The sequence below is a fragment of the Enterobacter cloacae complex sp. 302F9 genome, from assembly GCF_050030335.1.
In the GTDB taxonomy this organism is placed as follows: Bacteria; Pseudomonadota; Gammaproteobacteria; order Enterobacterales; family Enterobacteriaceae; genus Enterobacter; species Enterobacter hormaechei_C.
In genome coordinates this window covers 994,994-1,021,427 of sequence record NZ_JBLGUC010000001.1, presented here as the reverse complement: position 1 = coordinate 1,021,427, position 26,434 = coordinate 994,994, and the positions used below count along the sequence as shown (strand labels likewise).

Below are 26,434 nucleotides of genomic sequence, written 5' to 3'. Positions count from 1 at the left end.
ACTCCTCAGATAGACAGCTTTTTGACGCGCTTGCCGCCGTACAGCAGGTTCACGATGGCACGGGTGCCGACAATAGCGGTAAACATCGACGTTGCGACACCGATACCGGTAGTAATCGCAAAGCCTTTGATCGCGCCAGTACCCACTGCATACAGGATAAGAACCTTAATCAGTGTTGTTACGTTCGCATCGAAGATGGAGCTGAACGCCCCTTTGTAGCCTTCTTCAATCGCCTGCTGTACAGAACGACCGTTGCTCAGCTCTTCTTTGATACGTTCGTTTATCAATACGTTGGCGTCGACCGCCACCGCAAGGGTTAGAACGATACCCGCAATCCCCGGCATGGTCAGCGTCGCCCCCGGCAGCAGGGACATGATACCGATGATTAGCACCAGGTTGGCAATCAGCGCGGAGGTCGCAATCAGGCCGAACTTCTTATAGAAGAAGATCATGAAGATGATGGACACCGCCAGACCGGCCAGACACGCTTCCAGACCCTGTTTGATGTTCTGCATACCCAGGGTTGGACCGATGGTACGTTCTTCAACAATCTGAATTGGCGCAATCAGCGCACCGGCACGCAGCAGCAGAGAGAGCTGACGCGCTTCGTTCGGGTTGCTGATACCGGTAATACGGAAGCTGTTACCCAGACGAGACTGGATGTTGGCGATGTTAATCACCTCTTCCTCTTTCACCAGCACGGCACGGCCATTGGCGTCTTTCTTACCGCTGTCTTTGTACTCCACGAACAGGGTCGCCATCGGCTTGCCGATGTTGTCCTTGGTGAAGTTAGACATGATGTTGCCGCCTGCGCTATCCAGCGAGATGTTAACCTGCGGCTGGTTGTACTCATCCTGGCTTGAAGTGGAGTCGGTGATATGGTCACCGGTCAGGATCACGCGTTTGTACAGCACAACAGGCTGGCCTTCGCGGGTCTGTTTCACTTCAGAATCGCCCGGCACACGGCCTGAAGCCGCAGCAGCCTGGTCGACATTGGAGTTAACCAGACGGAACTCCAGGGTCGCCGTCGCGCCCAGAATCTCTTTCGCACGGGCGGTATCCTGGATACCCGGCAGTTCGACCACGATACGGTCAGCACCCTGACGCTGTACCAGTGGCTCAGCCACGCCCAGCTGGTTTACACGGTTACGCAGAATGTTAATGTTCTGCTGAACGGCGTATTCACGTGCTTCACTCAGACGCGCGTCGGTCATTACCGCACGCAGCTGGTTGCTGCCCTGAGAGGTGATCACCAGATCGCGGTGACGCTGAGACAGATACGTCACAGCCTGATCGCGTGCCGCGCTGTCGCGGAACGTGATGCTCAGGCCGTAGTTATCTTCTTTACGTACGGTGGTGTACGGAATGCCCTTATCGCGCAGATCGCTGCGCAGGCTGTCGATATTCTGTTCCTGTAGCTTGCCGAGCGCGGTATCCATATCCACTTCCATCAGGAAGTGAACGCCGCCACGCAGGTCAAGACCCAGTTTCATTGGCTCTGCGTTCAGCGCAGCCAGCCAGCGTGGGGTTGCAGGAGCAAGGTTAAGCGCCACGACATATTTATCACCCAGCACGCCCATCAGCGCTTCACGTGCGCGGAGCTGCGTGTCGGTGGTGTCGAAGCGAGCAAGAATTGCGCCCTCTTCCAGTGCCACAGACTTAGCGGTAATTTTTTCTTCTTGTAACGTTTTCTGGACCTGGATCAGCGTTTGCTCACTGGCGGCGACACCGCGCGCGCCAGTGATTTGAACGGCCGGATCCTCACCATACAGGTTGGGAAGCGCGTACAGCAGGCCGACGATAATCACGACGACCAGCATGATGTACTTCCACAAAGGATAACGGTTTAACACGGCAGTTCCCTTTGGGAAAAGTTGGGATTACAGCGCCTTCATGGTGCCTTTCGGCAGAACGGCAGCTACGAAGTCACGTTTGATAACCACTTCAGTGGTGTCGTTGAGGGCGATAGCAATGTAGCCGTTTTCCGCTACTTTGGTTACGCGACCCACCAGGCCACCATTGGTCAGGACTTCATCGCCCTTCGCGATGGAGTTCATCAGGTTTTTGTGCTCTTTAGTACGCTTCTGCTGTGGACGCAGGATCATGAAGTAGAAGATCAGACCGAACACAACCAGCATCAGAATCAGAGACATCGGGCTGCCCTGCGCTGGTGCACCCGTTGCTGCTACCGCATCAGAAATAAAAAAGCTCATTCAAATTCCCTCATTATTAAAATTAATCAACGTTCAACGGTGGAACATCCCGCCCCTGACGTTGGTAGAAATCGGTCACGAAGCTCTCTAATTTACCCTCTTCGATAGCCTTACGTAAACCAGCCATTAAGCGCTGATAATAACGAAGATTATGAATGGTATTGAGACGCGCCCCCAAAATCTCGTTGCAACGATCGAGATGATGCAGATACGCGCGAGAATAATTGCGACAGGTATAGCAATCGCACTCGGAATCGAGCGGGCTGGTGTCACTCTTATGCTTCGCGTTACGGATTTTCACCACGCCATCGGTAACGAACAGATGACCGTTACGCGCGTTTCGGGTTGGCATAACGCAGTCGAACATATCAATGCCGCGACGTACGCCTTCCACCAGATCTTCTGGTTTACCCACACCCATCAGGTATCGTGGTTTATCCGCCGGGATTTGCGGGCAGACATGCTCCAGAATGCGGTGCATGTCTTCCTTCGGCTCACCCACAGCCAAACCGCCGACAGCGTAGCCATCAAAGCCTATCTCTACCAGACCTTTAACCGAGATATCGCGTAAATCTTCGTAAACGCTGCCCTGAATAATGCCGAACAGCGCATTTTTGTTTTGCAGGGCGTCAAAACGGTCGCGGCTACGCTTCGCCCAACGCAGGGACATCTCCATGGAACGCTTGGCGTAGTCCCAGTCCGCCGGGTATGGCGTACATTCGTCGAAGATCATTACGATATCGGAGCCGAGATCGTACTGAATCTCCATAGACTTTTCCGGATCGAGGAAGATTGGATCGCCGTTGATCGGGTTACGGAAGTGTACGCCCTGCTCAGTGATCTTACGGATATCGCCCAGGCTGAAGACCTGGAAACCGCCGGAGTCGGTGAGGATCGGGCCTTTCCACTGCATGAAATCGTGCAGGTCGCCGTGGAGCTTCATAATCTCCTGGCCCGGACGCAGCCACAGGTGGAAGGTGTTGCCGAGGATAATCTGTGCGCCAGTGGCTTCAACTTCTTCCGGCGTCATTCCTTTTACGGTGCCGTACGTGCCCACAGGCATAAACGCGGGGGTTTCTACCACGCCGCGATCAAACACCAGACGACCGCGACGCGCGCGGCCATCGGTGGTATCGAGTTCAAATTTCATTTTTTCTCCGACGTCAGAAAAACAGTCCAACGTTGTAATACGGTGCCGCGGACTTATTCCCCGACACGCTCATTCAAAGCCTGCGGATTGTACGTGATAAACATCGCGTCACCGTAGCTAAAAAAGCGATATTTTTGTTCTACCGCAGACTTGTAGGCGTTCATCGTATGCTGATACCCCGCAAACGCGGAAACCAGCATAATCAACGTCGATTCAGGCAGATGGAAGTTGGTCACCAGCGCATCAATGACTTTGTACTGATAGCCCGGGTAGATAAAGATCTGCGTATCGCCAAAGAACGGCTCAATCAGCTCGCTTTTCGCGGCCTGCGCAGCGCTCTCAAGGGAACGTACCGACGTTGTACCGACGGCCACGACGCGATTACCGCGCGCTTTCGCCGCCAGCACCGCATCCACAACCTCCTGTGGCACTTCGGCATACTCAGAGTGCATGATGTGGTCTTCGATGCTGTCCACGCGCACCGGCTGGAAGGTGCCTGCACCAACGTGCAGCGTCACGAACGCCATCTCTACGCCCTTCGCGCGCAGTTTCTCCAGCAGCGGCTCATCAAAGTGCAGGCCCGCCGTTGGCGCCGCCACCGCGCCAGGCTTCTGGCTGTAGACGGTCTGATACAGCTCGCGGTCGGCCTCTTCGTCCGGGCGCTCAATATACGGCGGCAGCGGCATGTGGCCGATGGCGTTGAGGATATCGAGCACCGTGCGCTCGTCGTTGAATTCCACTTCAAATAGCGCGTCGTGACGCGCGGTCATGGTCGCTTTGATGCTCTCGTCATCCCCCAGCAGCAGTTCAGCGCCCGGCTTCGGCGCTTTAGAGGCGCGAATATGTGCCAGAATACGTTTATCATCGAGCATACGTTCGACCAGCACCTCGATCTTGCCGCCGCTGGCTTTACGGCCAAACAGACGCGCCGGGATCACGCGGGTATTGTTAAAGACCAGCAGATCGCCAGGGTTGAGCTTGTCGAGAAGATCGGTGAAAGTACCGTGCGTCAGCGCGCCCGTTGGCCCGTCCAGTGACAGCAAGCGACAGCTGCTACGCTCAGGCATGGGATAGTGAGCAATCAGGGATTCAGGTAGTTCAAAGGAGAAATCGGCGACGCGCATGACGTATACTCGTGACTTAAAAACAGGCGGCATAGTCTAGTGCTCACACCCTTTTGCTGCAACAACTAGCCGCCACCGGACAACGAAAACGCATGAATTTTCTCGCTCACCTGCATCTCGCTCATCTCGCGGACAGCTCCCTCTCCGGCAATTTGCTGGCCGATTTTGTACGCGGCAACCCCGCGGAAGCGTACTCCCCTGAGGTTGTCGACGGGATTTTTATGCACCGCCGCATCGACGTGCTGACCGATAACCTGCCGGAAGTGACGGAAGCCAAAGCCTGGTTCCGCCCCGAAACCCGACGCGTGGCGCCGATCACGCTCGACGTCATGTGGGATCATTTCCTGTCGCGCCACTGGTCCCGGCTGTCGCCTGATATGTCGCTGCCTGAGTTTGTGCGCTACGCCCACGCGCAGGTGTCGATCATTTTGCCGGACTCCCCGCCGCGCTTTGTGAATCTGAATAACTATCTCTGGTCTGAACGCTGGCTGGAGCGATACCGCGAGATGGATTTCATTCAGAACGTCCTGAACGGCATGGCGAGCCGTCGACCGCGTCTGGACGCGCTGCGCGACTCATGGCATGACCTGGATGAACATTATGATGCGCTGGAAACCCGCTTCTGGCAGTTCTACCCGCGTATGATGACGCAGGCGAAAAATAAAGAACTGTGAAGTCGGTTCGATTGATAGGTAAAAGCTGGTGGAACGATTGTTACCACCTCTTTGTCTTATTCCCGTACTGCCTCTATACTGGCCCGCGTTGCGTTCCAAATAACCTTAGTATCTACAGGAGAATCATATGGTTCTGGTAACTCGTCCGGCTCCGGATTTTACAGCTGCCGCCGTTCTGGGCAATGGTGAAATCGTTGAAAACTTCAACTTCAAACAGCACACCAACGGTAAAGCGACCGTTCTGTTCTTCTGGCCAATGGACTTCACTTTCGTTTGCCCGTCTGAGCTGATCGCGTTCGACAAACGTTACGAAGAATTCCAGAAGCGTGGCGTGGAAGTGGTTGGCGTCTCCTTCGACTCTGAATTTGTACACAACGCATGGCGTAACACCCCTGTCGAAAACGGCGGCATCGGTGCAGTGAAATACGCGATGGTTGCGGACATCAAACGCGAAATCCAGCAGGCTTACGGTATCGAACATCCGGACGCTGGCGTTGCACTGCGTGGTTCTTTCCTGATCGACGCGAACGGCATCGTTCGTCACCAGGTTGTGAACGATCTGCCGCTGGGTCGTAACATCGACGAAATGCTGCGCATGGTTGACGCGCTCCAGTTCCACGAAGAGCACGGTGAAGTGTGCCCGGCTCAGTGGGAAAAAGGTAAAGAAGGTATGGCGGCTTCCCCAGACGGCGTAGCTAAATACCTGTCTGAGAACGTATCCAGCCTGTAATCGGCACGGTTTACCAAAAAACCCGCGAATACGCGGGTTTTTTTATGGCTTATGCTGCGCCGTCTTTTTTTACCTCGCGCCAGATGCGCCATGCCATACCCGCAAGCACCATCACCCCCGCAATCAGTACGCCCCAGACCATCAGCGTTTTCATTCTGCTTTCCTGCTCAGCCGCAGACGTCGCGGTTAAACGCGCCTCGCCACCCAGCGGGACAGGTTCCAGCGTATCCGCCATCGGCAGGGCTGCCAGATCGTAGGTTTTACGCAGTTCGGTCGGGATCAGCATATCCGTCTCCACGCTCGCCGGTTTCGCAGCCCCGTTCCCCCACGCGAGCAGGTACGGCCCCTTCCCCTGCGCGTTAAACACCAGATCGTAGCGCACGCGTTGCCCGGTCACGCCAGGCAGGTTCTCAGGCAAACGCGCATTGAGGGTCTTGATTTTTACCGCCTCGACCAGCCCGCCAGGGAGCGGAACAGGTTCAGACGTTTTGCCGCCGAGCTGGTAGATCACCTCTTTTTTCAGCGTATGCCACCGATCCTTATCCGCCTCCCGCCAGGCTATTTCTGCCGGGAGAACACCGTCGCCATTCAGCATGAAGCCGATCGCACTCAGAGGCTGCGGATGTTTCCAGCGCCACACGGCTTCGCTTTCGGATAACCGCTCCCCCTCTCCCGCCAGGCTAATGTGCTCAGATTCCGGCTGTTCAGTCGCGTTAATCGCGTTGACGCCGGTTAACGTCAGGGCAGAACGCCCCGTGTTCAGCACCAGCAGCAGATAACGATTCGCCTCAGGCGATAACACCAGATCGGTATCGATGCGGTCGAGCTTCAGGCGATCCTGTCCACTCATCACGTCCAGCAGGGGCATCTCTTCGCGCAGGGTATACCAGTTTTTCAGATCCTCGCTGTAATAGACCGATGCCGTCCCCTGCCACGAGCCCTGCGGCGTGTCCCAGAAAAGCTGGAGCTGAGAGAGCGGAACCTCCGTCGCGTTTTCCGGCAGGGTCAGCAGATAGTGCTGTCCGGCAGCCGCCGCGTGTTGCCCTTCCAGCACAATTTCCACGCCGTTTCTGGCCCGTAGCATAATTTTATCGCCGCTGTCCTCTTCTCCGCCCGGCGAGGCGTTAAGCGCAAAGAGGCGCAGCGCCGTGGTGGTCGGTGCCGGCTGCGGACGCGTCGTGGTAACCAGGCTGAACGGTACCGGCTCGCCCGACTGATTAAACACGCGCACGTCGCGCAGATCGGGCGATGTGCTCTGCTGATAAACCGCCAGCGGCAGCATGACCCGATACCACGGCGAAGAGGCAGAGGTATCAAGGGACAGGCCATAGGCATAATCCCGCGGGGATTCCGCTGGCGCGCCCTCGCTGAATGCCGGACCGGCCACGGCCAGCAATGCCGCACAAACAACCGCGTTCATCCATTTCATTTTTCTTCTCCTGCTTTAGGCGGTAGCGGCGAGAAATAGCCCACAATCAGGACCAGGATCGCCACGCCAATAAACGCGACGGCGCGCGCCAGGCCGCCACCGCCCGCGCTGTCCACCAGCATCAGTTTGAGCATGACCACCCCCAGTAGCGCCGCACCGCCAAGCCACTGCTGACGGGAGGCGTGACGGGTGGCGCGGATCATGACCACCAGCGCGCACAACATCCAGAACAGGGCAAAAGTGGTCTGGATAAGCCGCGAATGCCACAACGACTCCCAATTCCAGGCCACCTCGCCGTACCACGCCAGCGCGCGCAGCAATGCGCCGTTAAGCCACCAGAAACCCAGGGCCATCAGCACAACGGCGGGCCACGGACGGGACTGCGCAAGCGATGCCGGATAGTAGCGATCCACTTCCCGATAAAACACCACCAGCCCCAGCAGCGCGAACGCCGCCCCTTCCTCAAGCGGGTTCACCAGCGGCAGCCATGTCTGTTGATAGACCACACCGTCCTGCAAATTGGTCACGACCAGCAATACCACCAGCGCCACAACCACAGGGATCGCGGCAAGGCAGGCGTAGAGCGCAGGCCATACCCGGAACGGCCACCCGCGACGCCGTACGGCCGCGGAGAGCGCCATAATCACCCCACCGCCAACAGCCATCGCAATGCCGCTTCCCCAGGCCGCCATGCCCCACGGCAGGGAGCGGGCAAACCAGTAAAGCTCGGCGGCTATGGCGAGTAAAATCATCCACACCAGCGACAGATGCAGCCCCATTGAGATGCGCGGCAGAAGTTTATCTTCGTCGCGCCGCAGCAGCATCAGGGCGGCAGGCAGCGCAATAGCCCAGGCCAGATTTGCCCAGCCGGCCGCCAGGATTTGCTGTTGCCAGATCTGATACAGCACCATCAGCAGCATCACCGGCCACAGCAGCCATTTGCTGGCATCCAGCTCCCGCCACGCCAGACGAGCGGCAGCCTGCCGCCATCCCCAGGCCGACGCCGCCGTCAGCGCCATTACGCCTTCCAGAACCGATAACTCCTGCTTCAGGAACAGCTGCGACGCGCCCAGCAGCGCCACTAACCAGAACAGCAGCCCACCGGCCAGCAATGCCCAACTGCCCGGCTGTGCGATTTTCTGCCACAGCCAGGCCGCAGCCAGCCAGCAAAGACTGAGCACTGCGAAAATAAGCAGCAGGCTCAACGAGGTGACGCCGTCCATTTGCGCCCATATCGCGCTGCCGAGCGCCAGCACCAGCAGCGCCGTCCCGCTATAGCTCATGCGCCGCTGCTGCTGTTGCACGCCCAGCCAGAGAATACCCAACCCTTCCAGCGCCCAGGCCATCGCCGTCCAGCGCGCTGAAAGCGCCAGCGGAATGGCAAGCGTGGCAAACCCGCCGCCGATCGCCAGCGCCGCCATAATCAGTGGCCGCCCGACAGACGGATAGCGTCGCAGTGCGAGAAACGCCAGTGAGAGATAAAACGCCCCATAGCCCAGCGCGCTGAGCGCCGGGCCGTACGTCCAGTGAGACGTCATGCCATACTGCATCCCAAAACCAATCAGCGGCGGAGCAAACAGCAGTGCGCCGTCAATAATCTGTTTGCCTTTTTCCTGCGCCCGCAGCGACAGCGCCACGCTAAACACGCCAAAAATAAGCGTATTGGCAATCAGGAACAGCTGACAGATAGCATAGTCTTCCGGCTGGTAGTCGCTCAGCCCCCATACCCCGCCAACGCCAAACGTGAAGAGCAGCCCGAGCAGGTTGAGCTCGCGCCAGTGCTGCCAGATGCTGATGGCGAGAATGCCGATGGAAAGCATGAGATAGAAGGAGAACAGCGCCACAACGCTGCCGCCTCCGGTAGACAACAGCAGCGGCGCAAGGTATCCGCCGAGGCTCGCCAGCATGGCAAGGCTCAGTGCCTTTTGCAGCACGGCCAGCCCGACGCTCGCCGCGCAAATCACCACCAGCAGCGCAAACGCCAGCGTCATTGGCAGCATTTGCCACAGCCGGAATGCGCCAAAGACGGTCAGATAAAGCACGCCGGTCGCCCCGCCCTGGAGGATCAGCGCGTAGATCCGCTGCCTGTGCCGCAGCCGCCATCCAACGGCCAGCAGAACCATGGCAAACAGCGCCGTGGCGGCAAGACGCAGCTCAAGCGGAAACAGTGAATGTTCAACGGTATAGCGCAGCAGGAAAGAGAGGCCGAGGAAGAGCAGTACAATCCCCAGTTTTGCCAGCGGATTGCCCTGCATAAACCAGCGCGTCAGCGAGGACAGGATGCCGCCAAAGGCGGAAGGCCGTTTTGCCGCCGGTACAAGCGCTGGTTCTGCTTCAGTGACGGGCGGTTCGGGACGCCAGGGATCGACAGGTGCGGTAACGGCTTCTGCCACCGACGCTGGCGTCTCCACCGGCGCGGCGGCCTGCACCGGCTCCGGCAGTTTCTCAGCGACACCGCGCTGCTCAAGCGCCTCAATGCGCTGGCGAAGCCGGGCAATCTCCTGCCGCGCCGCCGTGCTTCGGTTAAAACCTATCACCGCGAGCACGGGTGCCACGACCAGCGCAAAAACCAGGAACAAACAGCCAAGGATGTAAAGCTCGTCCATGTTTCCACCTTCACCGTAAACGATCCGCTAAGATTGACACAAATCGTTGCATTTGCGCCATCTTAAAAGGTGAAAACCATTCTGCCTGCGCTTAGCTGCCGAACCAGACCCCAGCGGAAATCGCGGGCAGCGTGAGCACGCTCTCCTGGAACGTCGGTTTACCCTCTTTGATCTTCCACGTTTTACCGGCCAGCAGCGGTGAATCTTCCAGCACCACTTCACACGCCTCGCCCCGGTTGATCGCCACCAGCACGCGCTGCTTGTTATAGACGCGGACAAACACCACTACGTTATCGTGGGCGTACATCACCTGACAGCCCCCGTAGCGCAGGGCCTGACTCTGCCTGCGCAGCGTCGCCATACGCTGGTACAGGCTGAACAGATCCTGATCCTGTTTTTCACTCTCCCACGGGAAGGTTTTACGGCAGAACGGATCGTTATTCCCCTCCAGCCCCACTTCATCGCCATAGTAGATGCAGGGTACGCCCGGCCAGGTAAAGAGCCAGGTCACCGCCAGCGGCAGACGCGCCACATCTTTACCCAGCAATGATTTAAAGCGCGCGGTATCATGGCTGTCGAGCTGGTTAAACATCCGCAGCTGCTGCTGATGCGACAGGCCAGCGCGATAGTTTTCCATCCACGCCATGCAGGTTTCGGCGTCGATATGCTGCGGATCGTAAGAGATATCGGTGTTAGCGAGGAAACCCCACAGCGGGAAGGTGAAGCCGCGATAGTTCATCGCCGCGTCTTCTGCATCAGCCTGCAACCACTGACGCGCGTCGCCAAAGTGCTCCCCGAAGACGAATGCTTCCGACCGGGCCGCTTTTGCCGACCGGGTAATGGCGGCGACATGCTGAAGGTTATTCCGCGCCCCGCCTGCTTCACCCAGCATATGCACCACGTCCAGACGCCAGCCGTCCATGTTCCACGGCGCTTTCAGCCAGTGGCGCACGATGCTGTCGTCGCCGCCGTAGATCTCATTCACCAGCGATGGCGACTGGAAATCGAGCTTCGGCAGACTCGGATAGCCCAGCCAGTCCAGGGCGCGGCCATTCTCGTCAAAACTGTACCAGTCACGCTGCGGTGAGTCCGGATTATGGCATGCGCCGCCCATCGACTGATTGTGACGGTCAAACCACGCGTGAGAATCACCGCTGTGATTGAACACGCCATCAAGGATCAGGCGCATACCCTCTTTTTGCGTGTTGTGCCGCAGCCGCAGCAGCGCCTCGTCACCGCCAAACTGCTCGTCAACGTGGCGATAATCCTGCGTATCGTATTTGTGCACGCTTGGCGCTTTAAACACCGGGTTCAGGTACAGCGCCGTGACGCCGAGCTTTTTCAGGTACGGCAGTTTTTCGCTGATACCGTCGAGATCGCCGCCGTAAAAGGTCGATCCCCCCGCCTGGGCGGTCAGCGGCTCGTCCCATTTTTTCAGAATGATGTCGTGACCGACCGCATGATGGTAATAAACCTTGTCCTGATCGGCGTTGCGCTTTTCGCTGCGCGCAAAGCGGTCCGGGAAAATCTGGTAAAAGACCTGATCGTTAACCCACTGCGGGCCGTTATCCGGGTGATCCACGGCAAACTGCTCCAGCCGGGCCGGAGGAAAACGGCTGAAGCCCTGCGGGGTAAACCACAGCTGCCGGTTGTTCCACAGCAGCTTGAAGCCGTAGCGGCGACGCGGCTGCCCGCTGAGCAAATCGATATTTGCCCGCCACGCCGTGACGCCCGGCTGCGGCTGGCTGCGCACTTTGTGCATTTTCAGCGACGTTTCTTCGTTATCCACTTCGGCGCGCAGGGTCACACGTTCAGGCTGATTGTCCCCTGCCAGCCAGAGCGTAATCACAAGGTTGTCTTTGTTTTGCTTAACAAATGGGGCAACCGGAAGGTGCCAGGCGTTTAACATCACGAATCCCCTTTGATGAAATTGACGTCACCTTGCCACAGGGTGATTAAAGATAGCTCATCGTGTTCGGGATTATTGGGGGAGGAGAACGGAGGAGGAGATTTTTTCCAGGGCAAAAGGGAGTGTAGGCCGGGTAAGCGCAGCGCCACCCGGCATTTTTACCTTACTGTGCTTCCGCCAGCTGACGATCGCGGCGACATTTAAACATCCAGCCCACCAGCAGCAGGACGATCCACGCGAAGCCCACGTACAGGGAAATACGGGTATCCGGGTGATAACCAATCAGGCCAATGATGAAGACCAGGAAGATGAGACCGACAATGGTCGTTGGCACGCCGCCCGGCACTTTAAACTTCAGCGCTTTGGCCTCTTCTGGCGACAGGCGGCGACGGAACGCAATCTGCGACAGCAGGATCATGATCCACACCCACACCGTCGCAAAGGTCGCCAGTGACGCAATCACCAGGAAGACGTTCTCCGGCATGATGTAATTCAGGTAAACCGAGAACAGCAGCGCCACGGTCATGACCAGCACCGTTACCCACGGGGTGCCGCGACGCGACGTTTTGGCAAACACCTTCGGCGCACTGCCCTGCTCCGCCATGCCGTGCAGCATACGACCCACGCCGAACACGTCACTGTTGATGGCCGACAGCGAGGCGGTCAGTACCACAAAGTTGAGAATGCTGGCGGCAAACGCAATGCCCATATGCTGGAAAGTCAGGACAAACGGGCTGCCGTTGGTGCCCACCTGGTTCCACGGGTAGATGGACATAATCACAAACAACGTGCCCACGTAGAACACCAGGATACGCATCGGCACCGAGTTGATGGCGCGCGGAATGGACTTCTCCGGATCTTTCGCTTCCCCGGCGGTGATGCCGATAATCTCAATACCGCCATAGGCGAACATGACCATCTGGAGCGACATGACCATCCCGAGCCAGCCGTTGCTGAAGAAGCCGCCGTTGCTCCACAGGTTATGGATGCCGGTTGGCTGCCCACCGTTGCCGATACCCCAGATGATGATGCCGAAACCGGCGAGGATCATGATGATAATGGTCGCGACCTTGAAGAAGGAGAACCAGAACTCCAGCTCGCCAAACACCTTCACGCTCATCAGGTTAACGGCGCAGATGATCAGCACCACGCTCAGTACCCAGATCCAGTGCGGCACGGCGGGGAACCAGACCCCCATATAGATGCCAAACGCCGTCACATCGGCAATGGCGACAATCAGGATTTCGAAGCAGTAGGTCCAGCCGGTGATAAACCCGGCCAGCGGGCCTAAGTTTTCTTGTGCGTAGCGGGAGAAGGAACTGGCAGAGGGGTTGTGAACCGACATCTCCCCCAGCGCACGCATGATGATATAGGCCGCCACGCCGCCGATGATGTAGGCCAGCAGAACGCTTGGACCGGCCATTTTGATGGCATCTGCCGAGCCATAAAAAAGACCGGTGCCGATAGCCGAGCCCAGCGCCATAAAGCGGATGTGGCGGGTGCTCAATCCACGTTTAAGTTTGTTAGTGCTTTCCATTAAAATCTTGCCATTCAACACGAAAAAAACAAAAAACCACGGGGCCTTAAGCCCCGTGGTTAAACAATTTGTTGCCGTTGATTAATGGGCGTTGGATGTCACCTGACGCCCTGCCGCACGGTCCCAGATAATCGCCAGAACCAGCGCTACAACGGAAGGCATCAGCCAGGCCAGGCCCTGCTCGGACAGCGGCAGACGCTGTGTCCAGGCTGGCAGGATTTCTGCAAATGCTGATGCTTTGATCCCATCAAGGATACCAAAAATCAGGCTGATAAACATGGCCGGCGCAATAATTCGCGTCGAGTTATGCCACCACGGGCGGGTGAAGCTCAGCACCACCAGCACGATACATGGCGGATAGATCGCCGTCAGCACCGGAATTGACACCTGAATCAGGTGGCTCAGACCGAGGTTTGACACCGCCATGGAGAAGATGCCGAGGATAAACACCAGCGTGCGGTAAGAGAGCGGCAGATACTGGGCGAAGAACTCCGCGCAGGCGCAGGTCAGACCCACCGCCGTCACCAGACAGGCCAAGAAAATCAGCGCCGCCAGCAGCATGCTGCCTGCACCACCAAAGGTATGCTGCACGTAAGCATGCAGGATCGCCGCGCCGTTTGCGCTCTGATCGACCAGCGTTGCGCTATCTGAACCCAGACGGAACAGCGCCAGATACAGCAGCGTCAGGCCGACACCGGCCATCAGGCCAGCCCAGATGGTGTAGCGAGTCAGCAGGCGCGCTTCGGTCACCCCGCGGGAACGCGCGGCGTTAACGATAACGATACCAAACACCATCGCACCCAGCGTATCCATTGTCAGATAGCCGTTCACGAAACCGTTTGAGAACGCCGCGTTCTGATAAGCGTCCATCGCGGAGCTGATGGGCCCCGCAGGCCAGACGATGGCCGCAACCGCCAGCACGATCAGCGCCACAATTTTCAGCGGAGCCAGGAAGTTACCCACGGTATCCAGCAGTTTGCCGGGATAGAGAGAAACCAGAATCACGATGGCGAAGTAAATGAGGCTGTAAATAAACAGCGGCATCGCGCCGTCACCGGTCAGCGGGGCGATACCCACCTCAAAGGAGACGGTCGCCGTACGCGGGGTCGCGAACAGCGGGCCAACGGCCAGATAGCAGACGGTTGCCAGCAGAACGCCAGCCACTTTGCCAATCGGGGTGCTGAGGCTGTCCACACCGCCACCGACTTTCGCCAGCGCGATAACGGTCAGTACCGGCAGGCCCACGGCAGTAAGCAGGAAGCCAAACGCAGCCGTCCAGACGTGTTCACCCGCCTGTAAGCCAACCATTGGAGGAAAAATGATGTTACCTGCGCCAACGAACAGCGCAAATGTCATAAAGCCCAGCGCGATAATGTCACGCGATTTCAAGTGATGGGTCATAAAACCTTACTGCCTGTGGATGTGGTGTTGAATACGTTGAGATTTTCGCCATCCCTCACGGGACGATACAGCGGAAAATTTGCTCAATTTCAGCGGGATATGCTCCCGTCCTGGCGTGGCGAAGAATAGTTTTTCGATTTACCACGCAAATACAGTCGGTCTGACAGTATATGGGGGGCAATTTAAACGCTTATAACGTTTAAAGGCAAGAAGGGATCGTAAAACCAGAACAATATGCCAGTATGAAAATTCAGACCAAAATAATATGCCATGTATAAGAAAAACTCATGGCTAATCATGCGAACAAAAAAGCACCAGCCGTATAATATTCATCCGCGTTTCGCTTGACTGCAAAGCAAACGGGCCAGCAATCGCTGGCCCGTGGAAAGGTAGCCTGACACATCTGCCGTCAGGCGCTTTTTTTGGCAATTAATCGTTCCGGAATCACGAAGCTAAAGCGCGTGCCCTTACCCAGGGTGCTTTCGATATTGAGCCGGCTTTCGTGGTGGCTGACGGCATGCTTCACAATTGCCAGTCCCAGTCCGCTCCCGCCGGTCTGCCGCGAGCGCGCCTTATCCACCCGGTAGAATCGTTCGGTGAGACGCGGGAGGTGCTCGGGCCCAATCCCCGGCCCGTTGTCCTCGACGCTAAACTCAGCGCCCGCCGGGGTATGCTGCCAGCACACCGCGATATGCGTCCCTTTCGGGGTATGATTCACGGCGTTATAGACCAGGTTTGAGATAGCGCTTCGCAGCTCATCTTCACTGCCGAGCACTTTCAGCGTGTTATCAACGTCAAAACTCAGGGTGTGCTGATTATGACTCAGCGTTTGGGCTTCGCGCTCCACCACCCGCAGCATCATCGGCACATCAATGATGTCGTTTAGCGCCAGCGACGGGGCAGCCTCAATCTTTGAAAGCGTCAGCAGCTGTTTGACCAGCCCTTCCATGCGGAACGTCTGCTCCCGCATGGTATGCAGTGCTTTCTCACGCGGCGCCCCCTCAAGCGTTTGCTCCTGCATCATCTCCAGGTAGCCCTGAAGCACCGTCAACGGCGTACGCAGCTCGTGGCTGACGTTGGCAAAGAAGTTACGTCTCGCGCCCTCAAGCTGGTGCATCTGGGTAACGTCCCGCGCTACCATCAGCCACTGCCGATCGCTGTAGGGCATCACGCGGATTTCCAGATGGCGACCGTTATTGAGCTTCAGATTGTGCGGGCGCGAAAAATCCCGCTTTTTCAGATACAGCGTGAACTCGGGATAACGCAGAAGGTTCAGGATGTTCTGACCATTATCATCCGGCCAGCGCAGGCCCAGCAGCTGTTGCGCGAGGCCATTACACCAGAAGATTGTCCCTTCTTCTGTCGTCAGGATCACCGCGTCCGGCAGCGACTCCGCACCGCTACGAAAGCGTTTGATCAGGCTTCCCAGCTCACGACGGCGCTTTTTATTACGCATCTGCATCTGGTGCAGGCCGTAGAGTAGCGGTTCCCAGCTCCCGCTTCCCGGCGGGGGTGTCATACTTCTGTCGACCCACAGCCACCAGGAGAGACGCAGTAAATTCCAGAAATGCCAGACGAGCAATCCCGTCACGGCCACCAGTAAAAACCACGGCAGATAGCCAAAGATAGCCCCCAGAATGAGGGCCGGAATACAACATAAGATCAGTTCAAAGACGAGCCTTTTCCATGACAGACGTTCCAGCACGCGTCACACTCCTGTCATTGTTCAGAAACGGGTCGAGAAACGATAACCCGTGCCGCGGACCGTCTGTACCATGCGATCGTGGCCGCTCAGTTCCAGTGCTTTACGCAGGCGGCGAATATGGACGTCAACCGTTCGGTCTTCGACATAGACGTTAGTTCCCCAGACGTTATTCAGCAACTGTTCGCGGCTGTAAACGCGCTCCGGGTGGGTCATAAAGAAGTGCAGGAGTTTAAATTCGGTCGGTCCCATATCGAGGGGATTTTCACCGGTCATGACCCGGTGTGAGGTAGGATCCAGGCTCAGCCCCTGCATCTCAATCACCTCTTCCACCGCCATCGGTGAAATACGGCGCATCACGGCTTTGATACGCGCCACCAGCTCTTTCGGGGAGAACGGTTTAGTGATGTAATCGTCCGCGCCGGTTTCCAGACCGCGCACGCGATCCTCTTCCTCGCCGCGCGCCGTCAGCATTACCACCGGGATATCGCGGGTCATCGCCTCGCGTTTGATATGCTTGATAAACTGCAATCCGGAACCGCCAGGCAGCATCCAGTCCAGCAGGATCAGATCGGGCCAGGGTTCATTCAGCTGGTTCACCGCGCTGTCATAATCTTCCGCTTCAACCGGCTGGAAGCCATTTTGTTCAAGCACGAAGCACACCATTTCACGGATCGGAGCTTCATCTTCTACGACCAGAATACGTCTCGCCATACTTTGCCCTGTCTTATCGTATTTAAGTTACAAGTCTGTAATGCGGCGTCATTATGCGTCAGATTTATGACAGATTTATGAAGAACATTACCACTATAAATAGCAAACTGTTGTTTTATTACAGCGGTTATTTTCCGTTCCCCGAACGTTTATAATCCTGCTTTCTTATTATTGCCACGGATCTTTTATGCGCATACTTCACACCTCAGACTGGCACCTGGGTCAAAATTTTTACAGCAAAAGCCGCGCCGCGGAACATGAAGCGTTCCTGAACTGGCTGCTGGAGACGGCTCAGGCTCACGAGGTGGACGCAATTATTGTGGCGGGCGACATTTTTGATACCGGATCGCCGCCGAGCTATGCGCGTGAGCTGTACAACCGTTTTGTGGTCAACCTCCAGCAAACCGGTTGTCACCTTGTGATTGTCGCCGGAAACCATGACTCGGTGGCGACGCTGAATGAATCCCGCGATATTCTGGCGTTCCTCAATACCACCGTGGTGGCCAGCGCCGGACACGCGCCGCAGATCCTGAAAAAACGCGACGGCACGCCGGGCGCAGTGCTGTGCCCAATTCCGTTTTTACGCCCGCGCGATATCGTGCAAAGCCAGGCAGGTCTGTCCGGCAGCGAAAAACAGCAGCATCTGTTGCAGGCCATCACCCGCTATTATCACCAGCAACATACGGAAGCCTGCGCCCTGCGCGGCGATCAGGCCATTCCGATCATTGCCACCGGGCACCTCACCACCGTCGGAGCCAGTAAGAGTGATGCGGTGCGCGAGATCTATATCGGTACGCTGGACGCGTTTCCGGCGCAAAACTTCCCCCCCGCCGACTACATTGCCCTCGGGCATATTCACCGGGCGCAGATCATCGGCGGCTGCGAGCATATCCGCTACTGCGGCTCGCCCATTTCGCTCAGTTTTGACGAAACGGGCAAGGCCAAATCCGTGCATCTGGTGAGCTTCACCGGAGGCAAACTCAGCGCCGTTGAGACGCTTGAGGTGCCGGTCACCCAGCCGCTGGCGGTGCTGAAAGGCGATCTGGCCGCCATTACCGCTCAGCTTGAGCAGTGGCGCGGCGCAGCGCTTAATCCCCCCGTCTGGCTCGATATCGAAATCACCACCGACGACTACCTGTACGATATGCAGCGTAAAATACAGACGCTGACGGAAGACCTTCCCGTGGAGGTGCTGCTGGTACGCCGCAGCCGCGAGCAGCGCGAGAAAATACTGCTCAACGCCCAGCGTGAAACGCTTAGCGAACTTCGGGTTGAAGAGGTGTTCGCGCGGCGGCTTGCGCATGAAGAGGTGGACGAGGCCAGACGCACCAGGCTTAACGAGCTGTTTGCCCAGACCCTGCATTCCCTCCATGACGAGGACGAAAACGCATGAAAATTCTGAGCCTGCGCCTGAAAAATCTGAATTCGCTAAAGGGTGAGTGGAAAATTGATTTCACCGCGGAGCCGTTCGCCAGCAACGGACTGTTTGCCATCACCGGCGCAACCGGCGCGGGTAAAACCACGCTGCTGGATGCCATCTGCCTGGCGCTTTACCACGAAACGCCGCGTCTTAATAAGGTCTCTCAGGCGCAAAACGACCTGATAACGCGCGATACCGCCGAATGCCTGGCGGAAGTAGAATTTGAGGTCAAAGGCGTTGCTTATCGCGCTTTCTGGAGCCAGAACCGCGCCCGCAACCAGCCGGACGGGAACTTACAGGCACCGCGCGTTGAGCTGGCCCGCTGCGAAGACGGCAAAATTCTGGCCGACAAAGTCACGGATAAGCTGGAACAAACCGCCGCGCTTACCGGGCTGGACTATGGTCGCTTTACCCGTTCGATGTTGCTCTCTCAGGGGCAGTTTGCCGCCTTCCTGAATGCTAAACCGAGCGATCGCGCTGAGCTGCTGGAAGAACTGACCGGCACGGAAATTTACGGCCAGATTTCCGCCATGGTTTTCGAAAAACACAAAGCGGCACGTAACGCGCTGGAGATGTGCGAAGCGCAGGCCGCAGGGGTTGTGCTGCTGAGCGAGGAACAGCAGCAGCACTTGCAGCAAAGTTTGCAGGCACTTACTGACGAAGAAAAAGTCCTGCTGGCACAGCAGCAAAGCCAACAGAAAGATTTTCAGTGGCTTACGCGTAACGACGAACTGATACGTGAGCAGCAGCGTGCAGCTGCTTCGCAGCAGCAGGCGCAACAGGCTCTGACGGACGCCGCGCCCCAACTGGCGAAGCTCAAGCTGGCGCAGCCCGCCGCCCAGCTACGTCCGCTATGGGAGTATCAGCAGGAGCAGACCACCCGCCTGGCGCAGACAACAGAGCGAATTGTTGAAGTAAATACTCGCTTACTCGACAGAGCAGCGCAGCGCTCGCGTATTCGCAACGGTGCACTGCGCAACCGTGAACAGTTGCAGACAGAGCACAAGGTACTGACGCAGTGGCTGACCGAACACGATCGTTTCCGTCAGTGGGGGCAGGAAATTGCCGGCTGGCGGGCGCATTTTACGCAACTGGGTCGCGATAAAAATCAGCTTGTTGCCCAGTCAGCGCGCATGGCTGAGCTTCGTCAGAAGCTGGCTGAGATGCCTGAAAGTACGTTGACGCTGACGGCTGAGGATCTCGCGACGGCAATGGAGCAACAGGCACAATCGCGGGCGCTCCGCCAGCGTCTGACAGCGCTTCACGCTCGCTATCAGCCGCTGCAAAAACGGCTGCGCCATAATGCGGAAAGCGTGAAGAAAGCGCAGGTTGAGCAGGCTAAGCTCAATGAAACGCTGATCCTGCGGCGTCAGCAGTTCAAAGAGAAAAATCAGCACTATGCCGACCTGAAAGCGCTCTGTGAGCGTGAGGCGACAATCAAGGATCTTGAGAACTATCGTGCACAGCTCGAAGCGGGTAAGCCTTGCCCGCTCTGCGGTTCACGCGAACATCCGGCAGTTGTGCAGTATCAGGCGCTTGAACTGACTGACAATCAGCGCCGCCGCGACGCGCTGGAGAAAGAGGTTGCTGCGCTAAAAGAGGAAGGATTGCTGGTGCTCGGGCAGGTGAATGCGCTGACCCAGCAGATCCAGCGCGAGACTGAGGAAGCACAGGCTCTCTCTGAGGAAGAGCAAGCACTTACTAAGGAGTGGCTGGAGGTCTGCGCCTCCCTGAACATAGCGCTGAATATTCAGGATGATATAGCCCCCTGGATGAGCGAACAGGAACAGTATGAACGCCAGCTGTATCAGCTCAGCCAGCGTCTGACGCTGCAAAACCAGCTCAATGAACAGGAAGGTCAGGCGCGCCAGTACCAGCAGCAGCTGACGGCGACGCGTCAGGCGCTGGCGGCCTCGTTACAATCGCTGTCGCTTAGCGTGCCCGATGAAGGGGCTGAAAGCGCCTGGCTGAGCGCGCGCGAAAGCGAATATACCCTGTGGCAGGAAAAACAGGCCCAGCACGGTACGATTCAGGAAGGTATTAACGCCCTGATGCCCATTCTGGAGACGCTGCCGGTTACCAATGATGCAGAAGCCGACGCGGTTATCCCTGAGAACTGGCGCGGCATCCACGACGAATGCGTGTCGCTGCAAAGTCAGCTCACCACCCTACAGCAACAGGAGACGCTTGAGCGTGAACGGCTCCAGCAATCACAGGCTCAGTTCAACGCCGCGCTGACCGCGAGCTGCTTTGCCGATCGGGACGCATTTCTCTCCGCCCTGCTGGATGAAACGTCGATCCACCAGCTTGAACAACAAAAGCAGACGCTGGAAAACCAGCTCCAGCAGGCCACGGCGCTTTCGATGCAGGCAAGCCAGCAGCTTCAGGCGCATCAGGCACAGCGCCCCGAGGGGCTGGAAACAGATGCCGCAACGCTTCAGGCGCAGTTACACCAGCTGGCGCAACAGCTTTGGGACAACACCACGCATCAGGGGGAGATCCGCCAGCAGCTCAAACAGGACGCCGATAACCGTCTGCACCAGCAGGCGCTTATGCAGCAGATTGAGGAGGCGGCGCGTCAGGCCGACGACTGGGGCTATCTCAATGCGCTGATAGGCTCCAGCACCGGCGATAAATTCCGTAAATTCGCCCAGGGGCTGACGCTGGATAATCTGGTGTGGCTTGCCAACCAGCAGCTCAACCGTCTGCATGGCCGCTATCTGCTTCAGCGTAAAGCCAGCGACGCGCTGGAGCTGGAAGTGGTCGATACCTGGCAGGCCGATGCGGTACGCGATACCCGTACCCTTTCCGGAGGGGAGAGTTTCCTGGTCAGTCTGGCGCTGGCTTTAGCGCTTTCCGATCTGGTCAGTCACAAAACGCGCATTGACTCGCTGTTCCTGGATGAAGGATTCGGCACGCTCGACAGCGAAACGCTGGACACCGCGCTGGACGCGCTCGACGCGCTGAACGCCACCGGGAAAACTATCGGCGTGATCAGTCACGTAGAGGCAATGAAAGAGCGCATTCCGGTGCAGATCAAAGTGAAGAAGATCAACGGGCTGGGATATAGCAGGCTGGACAGGGAGTTTGCGGTGCAGTAAATGGGGAATGATGCGCTCTGGTGCCCTCACCCTGGCCCTCTCCCACGGGGAGAGGGCACAAACATCAAAAACGGTTTTGCGTTTATTCCGGCCAGAGCCACGCCGCGCCGCGCACTCCGCTGGAATCTCCGTGGACGGCTTTGCGGATCGGCGTTTCGCACTCGCCGCCAAATACCCACTGTTTCACCAGCGTTGGCACCGTGGCGTACAGCCGGTCGACGTTGCTCATGCCGCCGCCCAGTACAATCACGTCGGGATCGAGGATATTGATCACATGCGCCAGGGACTTAGCCAGCCGCATTTCGTAGCGGCTGAGCGCCAGTTCAGCCACCGGATCCTGCTCCTCAACCAGACGCATAATCTCGTTACCTTTCAGCGGCTGGCCGCTCAGACGGTGATAATCGGTGGCAAACCCCGTGCCGGAGATAAAGGTCTCAATACAGCCCTGCTTGCCGCAGTAGCACGGCACTTCGGCGCGGTATTTGAGTTCATCTTCATCCATCCACGGCAACGGATTGTGCCCCCACTCGCCCGCGGTGCCGTTGCCGCCAATATGCGAACGCCCGCCGATAGCCACGCCCGCCCCGCAGCCAGTGCCGATAATGACCGCAAATACGGTCTGCGCGCCAGCTGCTGCGCCATCCACGGCCTCAGACACCGCCAGGCAGTTAGCGTCATTCGCCAGACGCACCTCCCGGTTCAGGCGTTGGCTTAAGTCTCTATCAAACGGCTGACCGTTGAGCCAGGTGGAGTTGGCGTTTTTCACCACGCCGGTATATGGCGAAATGGAGCCAGGGATCCCCATCCCGACCGTGCCCGTCTCGCCCGTTGCCTGCTCTGCCATATCGACCAGGCGGGCAATCGTCTCTATGGTCTGGTGATAATCATCGCGCGGCGTAGGCAGACGGTGGCGAAACAGTTGCTCCCCCTGCTCGCTCAGCGCAATAACTTCTGTTTTGGTGCCGCCCAAATCAATCCCAATACGCACAAGACACTCCTCATTATTTTGATTATCAACAGAGTAGAAGCCCGCTTCCCGATTAGCAATGCAAGCGATGCGACAATTCGTTATCATGCCCGCTGATTTAACGACAAGGCCGTGGAAATTATCATGCTGTGGTTCAAAAATTTGATGGTTTACCGTCTCAGCCGCGACGTTTCGCTGCGTGCAGAAGAGATGGAAAAACAGTTAGCCGCTTACTCCTTTACCCCTTGCGGTAGCCAGGATATGGCAAAAACCGGCTGGGTTCCGCCAATGGGTTCTCAAAGCGATGCGCTGACCCACGCCAGCAGCACGGGGCAAATCATCGTTTGCGCCCGTAAAGAAGAGAAGATCCTGCCGACGCCCGTGGTTAAGCAGGCGCTCGAAGCGAAGATCTTCAAGCTGGAAGCTGAACAGGGCCGTAAGCTTAAAAAAACCGAAAAAGATTCGCTGAAGGATGAAGTGCTGCACTCGCTGCTGCCGCGCGCTTTTAGCCGCTTTAGCCAGACCATGATGTGGATCGACACTGTTAACGGGCTGATCATGGTGGACTGCGCCAGCGCCAAAAAAGCGGAAGATACGCTGGCGCTGCTGCGTAAGAGCCTTGGCTCATTACCGGTGGTACCGCTGGCGCTGGAAACGCCGATTGAGCTGACCCTGACCGAGTGGGTGCGCAGCGGGACTGCCGCGCAGGGCTTCCAGATCCTTGATGAAGCAGAGCTGAAAGCGCTGCTGGAAGATGGCGGCGTGATCCGCGCGAAGAAACAGGATCTGGTGAGCGACGAAATCGCCGTGCACATTGAAGCGGGCAAAGTGGTGACCAAACTGGCACTCGACTGGCAGCAGCGCATTCAGTTTGTGATGTGTGATGACGGCTCCGTGAAGCGCCTTAAGTTCTGCGATGAACTGCGCGATCAGAACGAAGATATCGACCGCGAAGATTATGCTCAGCGCTTTGACGCAGACTTTATCCTGATGACCGGCGAGCTGGCGGCGCTGATTCAGAACCTGGTGGAAGGTCTCGGCGGCGAAGCGCAGCGCTGACAGGCAAAACGTAGGCCGGGTAAGCGAATGCGCCACCCGGCATGCTTTTATTTCAGATAGCGGCACAGATAAGAGGTTGGCTCTGCAACCTGTAAATGGAACTCGCTGTGGCCCGGCACGTTGAAGACCTGCCCGGCACTATAGACTTTCCACTCCGTTTCACCCGGCAGCAGGACGTTCAGCGCGCCGCTGACCACCGTCATCTCTTCCGCTTCTGCGGTGCCAAAGGTGTATTCCCCTTCCGCCATTACGCCGACACTGGCGCGGCCAGTGCTGCTGCTGGTAAAACCAATGGATTTCACTTTACCGGAAAAGTATTCGTTACTTTGAAGCATGAACTGGCCCTTATATTTATTGAGAAAAATCCACTATAGGGGCCATGCTCATGACCTGTCACGCAAAATCATTACACCAGTAATTCTGACGCCAGGCGCGCCATCAGGACGTTAGAGAGCAGCACCGGAACATCCAGCGCCTTTTGCAGTAAATCACGATGCCGCTGATGGAAGCCCAGGCAGTCGAGCATCAGGACATCCGCCCCTCTGTCGATCAACTCCTGCCCGGCCGCAATCAGCTTCGCTTCGCTGTCCCAGAACGGGTTTGCCAGTGCGTACAGCGGGGTGTGCTCCAGCGCGGCCCACTTCACCGTCTGGTTATCCAGCAGTTCCTCAACGGGAACGATGACCCCAACCTGATGACCATCAACAATTGAGGCCACAAGCGGGGGGATAATCCGCATCGGTTCGAGCAGAATGGCATTACGCGCGCTGAGCCCTTTAACGGGTGCCGTGCTCATCAGCAAAATAACGTCATAGTCCTGATTGTCGAGCACTTCGATCACGCCCTGTAGCGCGCGCTCGATTTTCTGGCGCGACACATGCGCCAGTTTACCGTCACTGAGTAACGTTGCCAGGGGATCTTCCCCCTCTCCGACCGCGTAGTCTTCCATGACCTCTTCCCGACTGAGCTTCCCTAACAGACTGAGATGCGTAATTTGTTGTTCAGAGACATGCTCGGTTAAGAGCGGTAATACTTCGCTTACAGGCACCACACCAATCGTGAGGATCGCCAACGTCGCCTTCATTTTGATCGCCTTCCGTTACTACCACAACTGCCACATAAGTACAGGCTCACTACGCTGCACTGTTCATTTTTTCAACAAAACAGCACCAAGGGTAGCAGGGGATCTCTACACCGTAATGTAAAGATCGACTGGCCTTTCCGAATCCACCTGTAATAACTAAATATTAACTGCTGCTTAACATCAGCGATATGTTAAAAGTGTGATTCAGGCACGGTTGTAACGAATTCGGATTCCTGTCAGGACTTCTCAGGATCCTCATAGCGCCGTTTCGCATCCAGCGCTTCCTGTTCGGTTTCATGTTCGCTGATCAGCGAATCAGGTTTAGGGTGATCGGCACGCAGCTGGTACCAGGTTACGGTCTGATCGCCGTTACCTTTTTCAACGGTAACGATGCGGGCTTCACGTGGATAGGGAGGTCTGGTTGGCATAGCTCATCCTTTTTTTATGTCTGAGCTATGAGTATAGACGGCTGTTAGCTGGCGCAAGCCAAACGCAGGGCGGTAATAATCTGAATCGCAACTTTCTCGGGTGACGCTGACGCATCCACAACGTGGTGTGCCGCCTCGCGGTACAGTGCATCGCGTTCGGCGAGGACGTCGCTGACCTCTTCACTCAGCGGTTTCGCGGTCAGCGCCGGGCGCTGTCCCTCTTCCGGAAACGCCTCCAGCCGCCCCACCAGCGTAGAGACCGGGGCACAGAGGTAGATCACGACACCCTTTTCGCGCATAAACTGGCGGTTATACGGCGCCAGAATAATGCCCCCACCGGTCGCGATCACGGTTGACGGCGCGGTCACCGCTTCCAGCGTGGCTGTTTCACGCGCACGAAAGCTCTCCCAACCCTCATCCTCAACGATATCGGCAATGGTCTTACCGGCATTCTCCTGGAGCCAATGGTCAGTATCGACAAACTGACTCTGGCACAGACGCGCCAGCTCCAGACCAACGGTGGTTTTCCCACAGCCGCGAGGGCCAACTAAAAAGATGGGTGGGTTCATAACCAGGTGTTCCCCTTGCTGCCGGATAACTGAAGGCTGTAAAGAAATGATTGCAGTAGATGTTGCGCTAACTTTACTGCAAAGCGGTACGGAATGACAAGCCTGTGGAAGCCACACTGTACCACAAAACCGCCCGGAGGTGGGCTACGCCGGGCGGCGCTTCACTTCCAGCAGCCATTTATCCAGCTCGGCGGCAAACTGCTGGCGATCGCGCTGCGACAGGCTGTCCGGCCCACCGGTTTGCACGCCGCTGGAACGAAGCGTATCCATAAAATCACGCATGGTGAGCTTCTCCCGGATCGTTGCCGGCGAATAGCGTTCTCCGCGCGGGTTCAGCGCCGCCGCCCCTTTCGCCAGTACATCGGCAGCCAGCGGGATATCCGCGGTGATCACCAGATCTCCTGCGTCACACAGGCGTACTATCTCGTTATCCGCCACGTCAAACCCGGCCGGAACGCGCAGAGAACGGATGTATCTGGAGGGCGGCACGCGGATATTCTGGTTCGCCACCAGCGTCAGCGGCATCTGCACGCGCTCGGCAGCACGAAATAAAATCTCTTTGATGACATTCGGACACGCGTCCGCATCAACCCAAATCGCCATAGTCTCTCCCCATT

General features: G+C 57.3%; 22 protein-coding genes. 5 read left to right on the top strand and 17 right to left on the bottom strand.

From position 1 onward, the window contains the following. Nucleotides 1-5 precede the first annotated feature (5 nt). The 4 genes from secD to queA are packed head-to-tail and all read right to left on the bottom strand — an operon-like array spanning nucleotide 6 to nucleotide 4,487. Nucleotides 6-1,853 carry a protein translocase subunit SecD gene (secD, locus tag ACQG0T_RS04805; RefSeq protein ID WP_017383164.1) on the bottom strand — a complete coding sequence of 616 codons (1,848 nt, stop codon included), beginning with the start codon at nucleotides 1,851-1,853 and terminating at the stop codon, nucleotides 6-8. A 27-nt stretch (nucleotides 1,854-1,880) separates the two neighbouring features. Next, entirely contained in the window at nucleotides 1,881-2,213 is a 333-nt protein-coding gene (gene yajC / locus ACQG0T_RS04800; protein ID WP_003859109.1) for a preprotein translocase subunit YajC, read from the bottom strand. Nucleotides 2,214-2,235: 22 nt separating this feature from the next. Beyond that, entirely contained in the window at nucleotides 2,236-3,363 is a 1,128-nt protein-coding gene (gene tgt, locus ACQG0T_RS04795) for a tRNA guanosine(34) transglycosylase Tgt (RefSeq protein WP_015571303.1), read from the bottom strand. A 53-nt stretch (nucleotides 3,364-3,416) separates the two neighbouring features. Beyond that, nucleotides 3,417-4,487 carry a tRNA preQ1(34) S-adenosylmethionine ribosyltransferase-isomerase QueA gene (gene queA, locus ACQG0T_RS04790; RefSeq protein ID WP_017694427.1) on the bottom strand — a complete coding sequence of 357 codons (1,071 nt, stop codon included), beginning with the start codon at nucleotides 4,485-4,487 and terminating at the stop codon, nucleotides 3,417-3,419. Nucleotides 4,488-4,579: 92 nt separating this feature from the next. Here queA and acpH point away from each other — a divergent pair, with 92 nt between their 5' ends. Both acpH and ACQG0T_RS04780 read left to right on the top strand, forming a co-directional pair. Beyond that, the gene (acpH, locus tag ACQG0T_RS04785; protein WP_015571305.1) at nucleotides 4,580-5,161 is read left to right on the top strand and encodes an ACP phosphodiesterase; all 582 of its coding nucleotides are present in this window, start codon (nucleotides 4,580-4,582) and stop codon (nucleotides 5,159-5,161) included. 127 nt (nucleotides 5,162-5,288) lie between these two features. Then, nucleotides 5,289-5,891 carry a peroxiredoxin C gene (locus tag ACQG0T_RS04780; RefSeq protein ID WP_003859113.1) on the top strand — a complete coding sequence of 201 codons (603 nt, stop codon included), beginning with the start codon at nucleotides 5,289-5,291 and terminating at the stop codon, nucleotides 5,889-5,891. 49 nt (nucleotides 5,892-5,940) lie between these two features. Here the strand turns inward: ACQG0T_RS04780 and ACQG0T_RS04775 are convergent, their stop codons facing one another. The 7 genes from ACQG0T_RS04775 to phoB form a co-directional block, all read right to left on the bottom strand. Then, a complete protein-coding gene (locus ACQG0T_RS04775; protein ID WP_033486692.1) occupies nucleotides 5,941-7,320 on the bottom strand; it encodes a DUF3999 domain-containing protein in 1,380 nt (459 codons plus the stop codon). Then, nucleotides 7,317-9,926, bottom strand: coding sequence for a DUF2339 domain-containing protein (locus ACQG0T_RS04770; RefSeq protein WP_058686216.1), 2,610 nt, complete (start codon nucleotides 9,924-9,926; stop codon nucleotides 7,317-7,319). The genes ACQG0T_RS04775 and ACQG0T_RS04770 overlap by 4 nt, the downstream gene beginning before the upstream one ends. Before the next feature lie 91 nt (nucleotides 9,927-10,017). After that, entirely contained in the window at nucleotides 10,018-11,835 is a 1,818-nt protein-coding gene (gene malZ / locus ACQG0T_RS04765; RefSeq protein WP_271040576.1) for a maltodextrin glucosidase, read from the bottom strand. Between the two features lie 163 nt (nucleotides 11,836-11,998). Continuing rightward, on the bottom strand, nucleotides 11,999-13,372 hold the full coding sequence (gene proY, locus ACQG0T_RS04760; RefSeq protein WP_017383160.1) for a proline-specific permease ProY: 1,374 nt from the start codon (nucleotides 13,370-13,372) through the stop codon (nucleotides 11,999-12,001). Nucleotides 13,373-13,453: 81 nt separating this feature from the next. Continuing rightward, a complete protein-coding gene (gene brnQ / locus ACQG0T_RS04755; protein ID WP_003859118.1) occupies nucleotides 13,454-14,773 on the bottom strand; it encodes a branched-chain amino acid transporter carrier protein BrnQ in 1,320 nt (439 codons plus the stop codon). A gap of 409 nt (nucleotides 14,774-15,182) precedes the next feature. Continuing rightward, nucleotides 15,183-16,478 carry a phosphate regulon sensor histidine kinase PhoR gene (gene phoR / locus ACQG0T_RS04750; protein WP_017383159.1) on the bottom strand — a complete coding sequence of 432 codons (1,296 nt, stop codon included), beginning with the start codon at nucleotides 16,476-16,478 and terminating at the stop codon, nucleotides 15,183-15,185. A 21-nt stretch (nucleotides 16,479-16,499) separates the two neighbouring features. Beyond that, entirely contained in the window at nucleotides 16,500-17,189 is a 690-nt protein-coding gene (gene phoB / locus ACQG0T_RS04745; RefSeq protein WP_003859122.1) for a phosphate response regulator transcription factor PhoB, read from the bottom strand. 187 nt (nucleotides 17,190-17,376) lie between these two features. Here phoB and sbcD point away from each other — a divergent pair, with 187 nt between their 5' ends. Then, nucleotides 17,377-18,582, top strand: coding sequence for an exonuclease subunit SbcD (gene sbcD, locus ACQG0T_RS04740; protein WP_017694432.1), 1,206 nt, complete (start codon nucleotides 17,377-17,379; stop codon nucleotides 18,580-18,582). Beyond that, a complete protein-coding gene (gene sbcC / locus ACQG0T_RS04735) occupies nucleotides 18,579-21,710 on the top strand; it encodes an exonuclease subunit SbcC (protein ID WP_426723746.1) in 3,132 nt (1,043 codons plus the stop codon). The genes sbcD and sbcC overlap by 4 nt, the downstream gene beginning before the upstream one ends. An 82-nt stretch (nucleotides 21,711-21,792) precedes the next feature. Here the strand turns inward: sbcC and mak are convergent, their stop codons facing one another. Continuing rightward, nucleotides 21,793-22,698, bottom strand: coding sequence for a fructokinase (gene mak, locus ACQG0T_RS04730; protein ID WP_047727801.1), 906 nt, complete (start codon nucleotides 22,696-22,698; stop codon nucleotides 21,793-21,795). A 123-nt stretch (nucleotides 22,699-22,821) separates the two neighbouring features. Between mak and rdgC the strand changes: the two genes are divergently transcribed. Then, nucleotides 22,822-23,736: a recombination-associated protein RdgC gene (gene rdgC / locus ACQG0T_RS04725; protein WP_006809928.1), complete on the top strand. Its 915-nt coding sequence runs from the start codon at nucleotides 22,822-22,824 to the stop codon at nucleotides 23,734-23,736. Nucleotides 23,737-23,783: 47 nt separating this feature from the next. Here rdgC and ppnP read toward each other — a convergent pair whose 3' ends face one another. The 5 genes from ppnP to ACQG0T_RS04700 all read right to left on the bottom strand — a co-directional run bounded on the left by ppnP (nucleotide 23,784) and on the right by ACQG0T_RS04700 (nucleotide 26,420). Next, a complete protein-coding gene (gene ppnP, locus ACQG0T_RS04720; RefSeq protein ID WP_003859131.1) occupies nucleotides 23,784-24,071 on the bottom strand; it encodes a pyrimidine/purine nucleoside phosphorylase in 288 nt (95 codons plus the stop codon). 71 nt (nucleotides 24,072-24,142) lie between these two features. Next, on the bottom strand, nucleotides 24,143-24,820 hold the full coding sequence (locus ACQG0T_RS04715; RefSeq protein WP_003859133.1) for an AroM family protein: 678 nt from the start codon (nucleotides 24,818-24,820) through the stop codon (nucleotides 24,143-24,145). A gap of 236 nt (nucleotides 24,821-25,056) precedes the next feature. Then, complete coding sequence (gene yaiA / locus ACQG0T_RS04710) at nucleotides 25,057-25,248, bottom strand: protein YaiA (protein WP_003859135.1); 192 nt, start codon at nucleotides 25,246-25,248, stop codon at nucleotides 25,057-25,059. 44 nt (nucleotides 25,249-25,292) lie between these two features. Next, nucleotides 25,293-25,817 carry a shikimate kinase AroL gene (gene aroL, locus ACQG0T_RS04705; RefSeq protein ID WP_017383154.1) on the bottom strand — a complete coding sequence of 175 codons (525 nt, stop codon included), beginning with the start codon at nucleotides 25,815-25,817 and terminating at the stop codon, nucleotides 25,293-25,295. A gap of 144 nt (nucleotides 25,818-25,961) precedes the next feature. Continuing rightward, nucleotides 25,962-26,420, bottom strand: coding sequence for a YaiI/YqxD family protein (locus ACQG0T_RS04700; RefSeq protein ID WP_003859141.1), 459 nt, complete (start codon nucleotides 26,418-26,420; stop codon nucleotides 25,962-25,964). Between the last annotated feature and the right edge of the window lie 14 nt (nucleotides 26,421-26,434).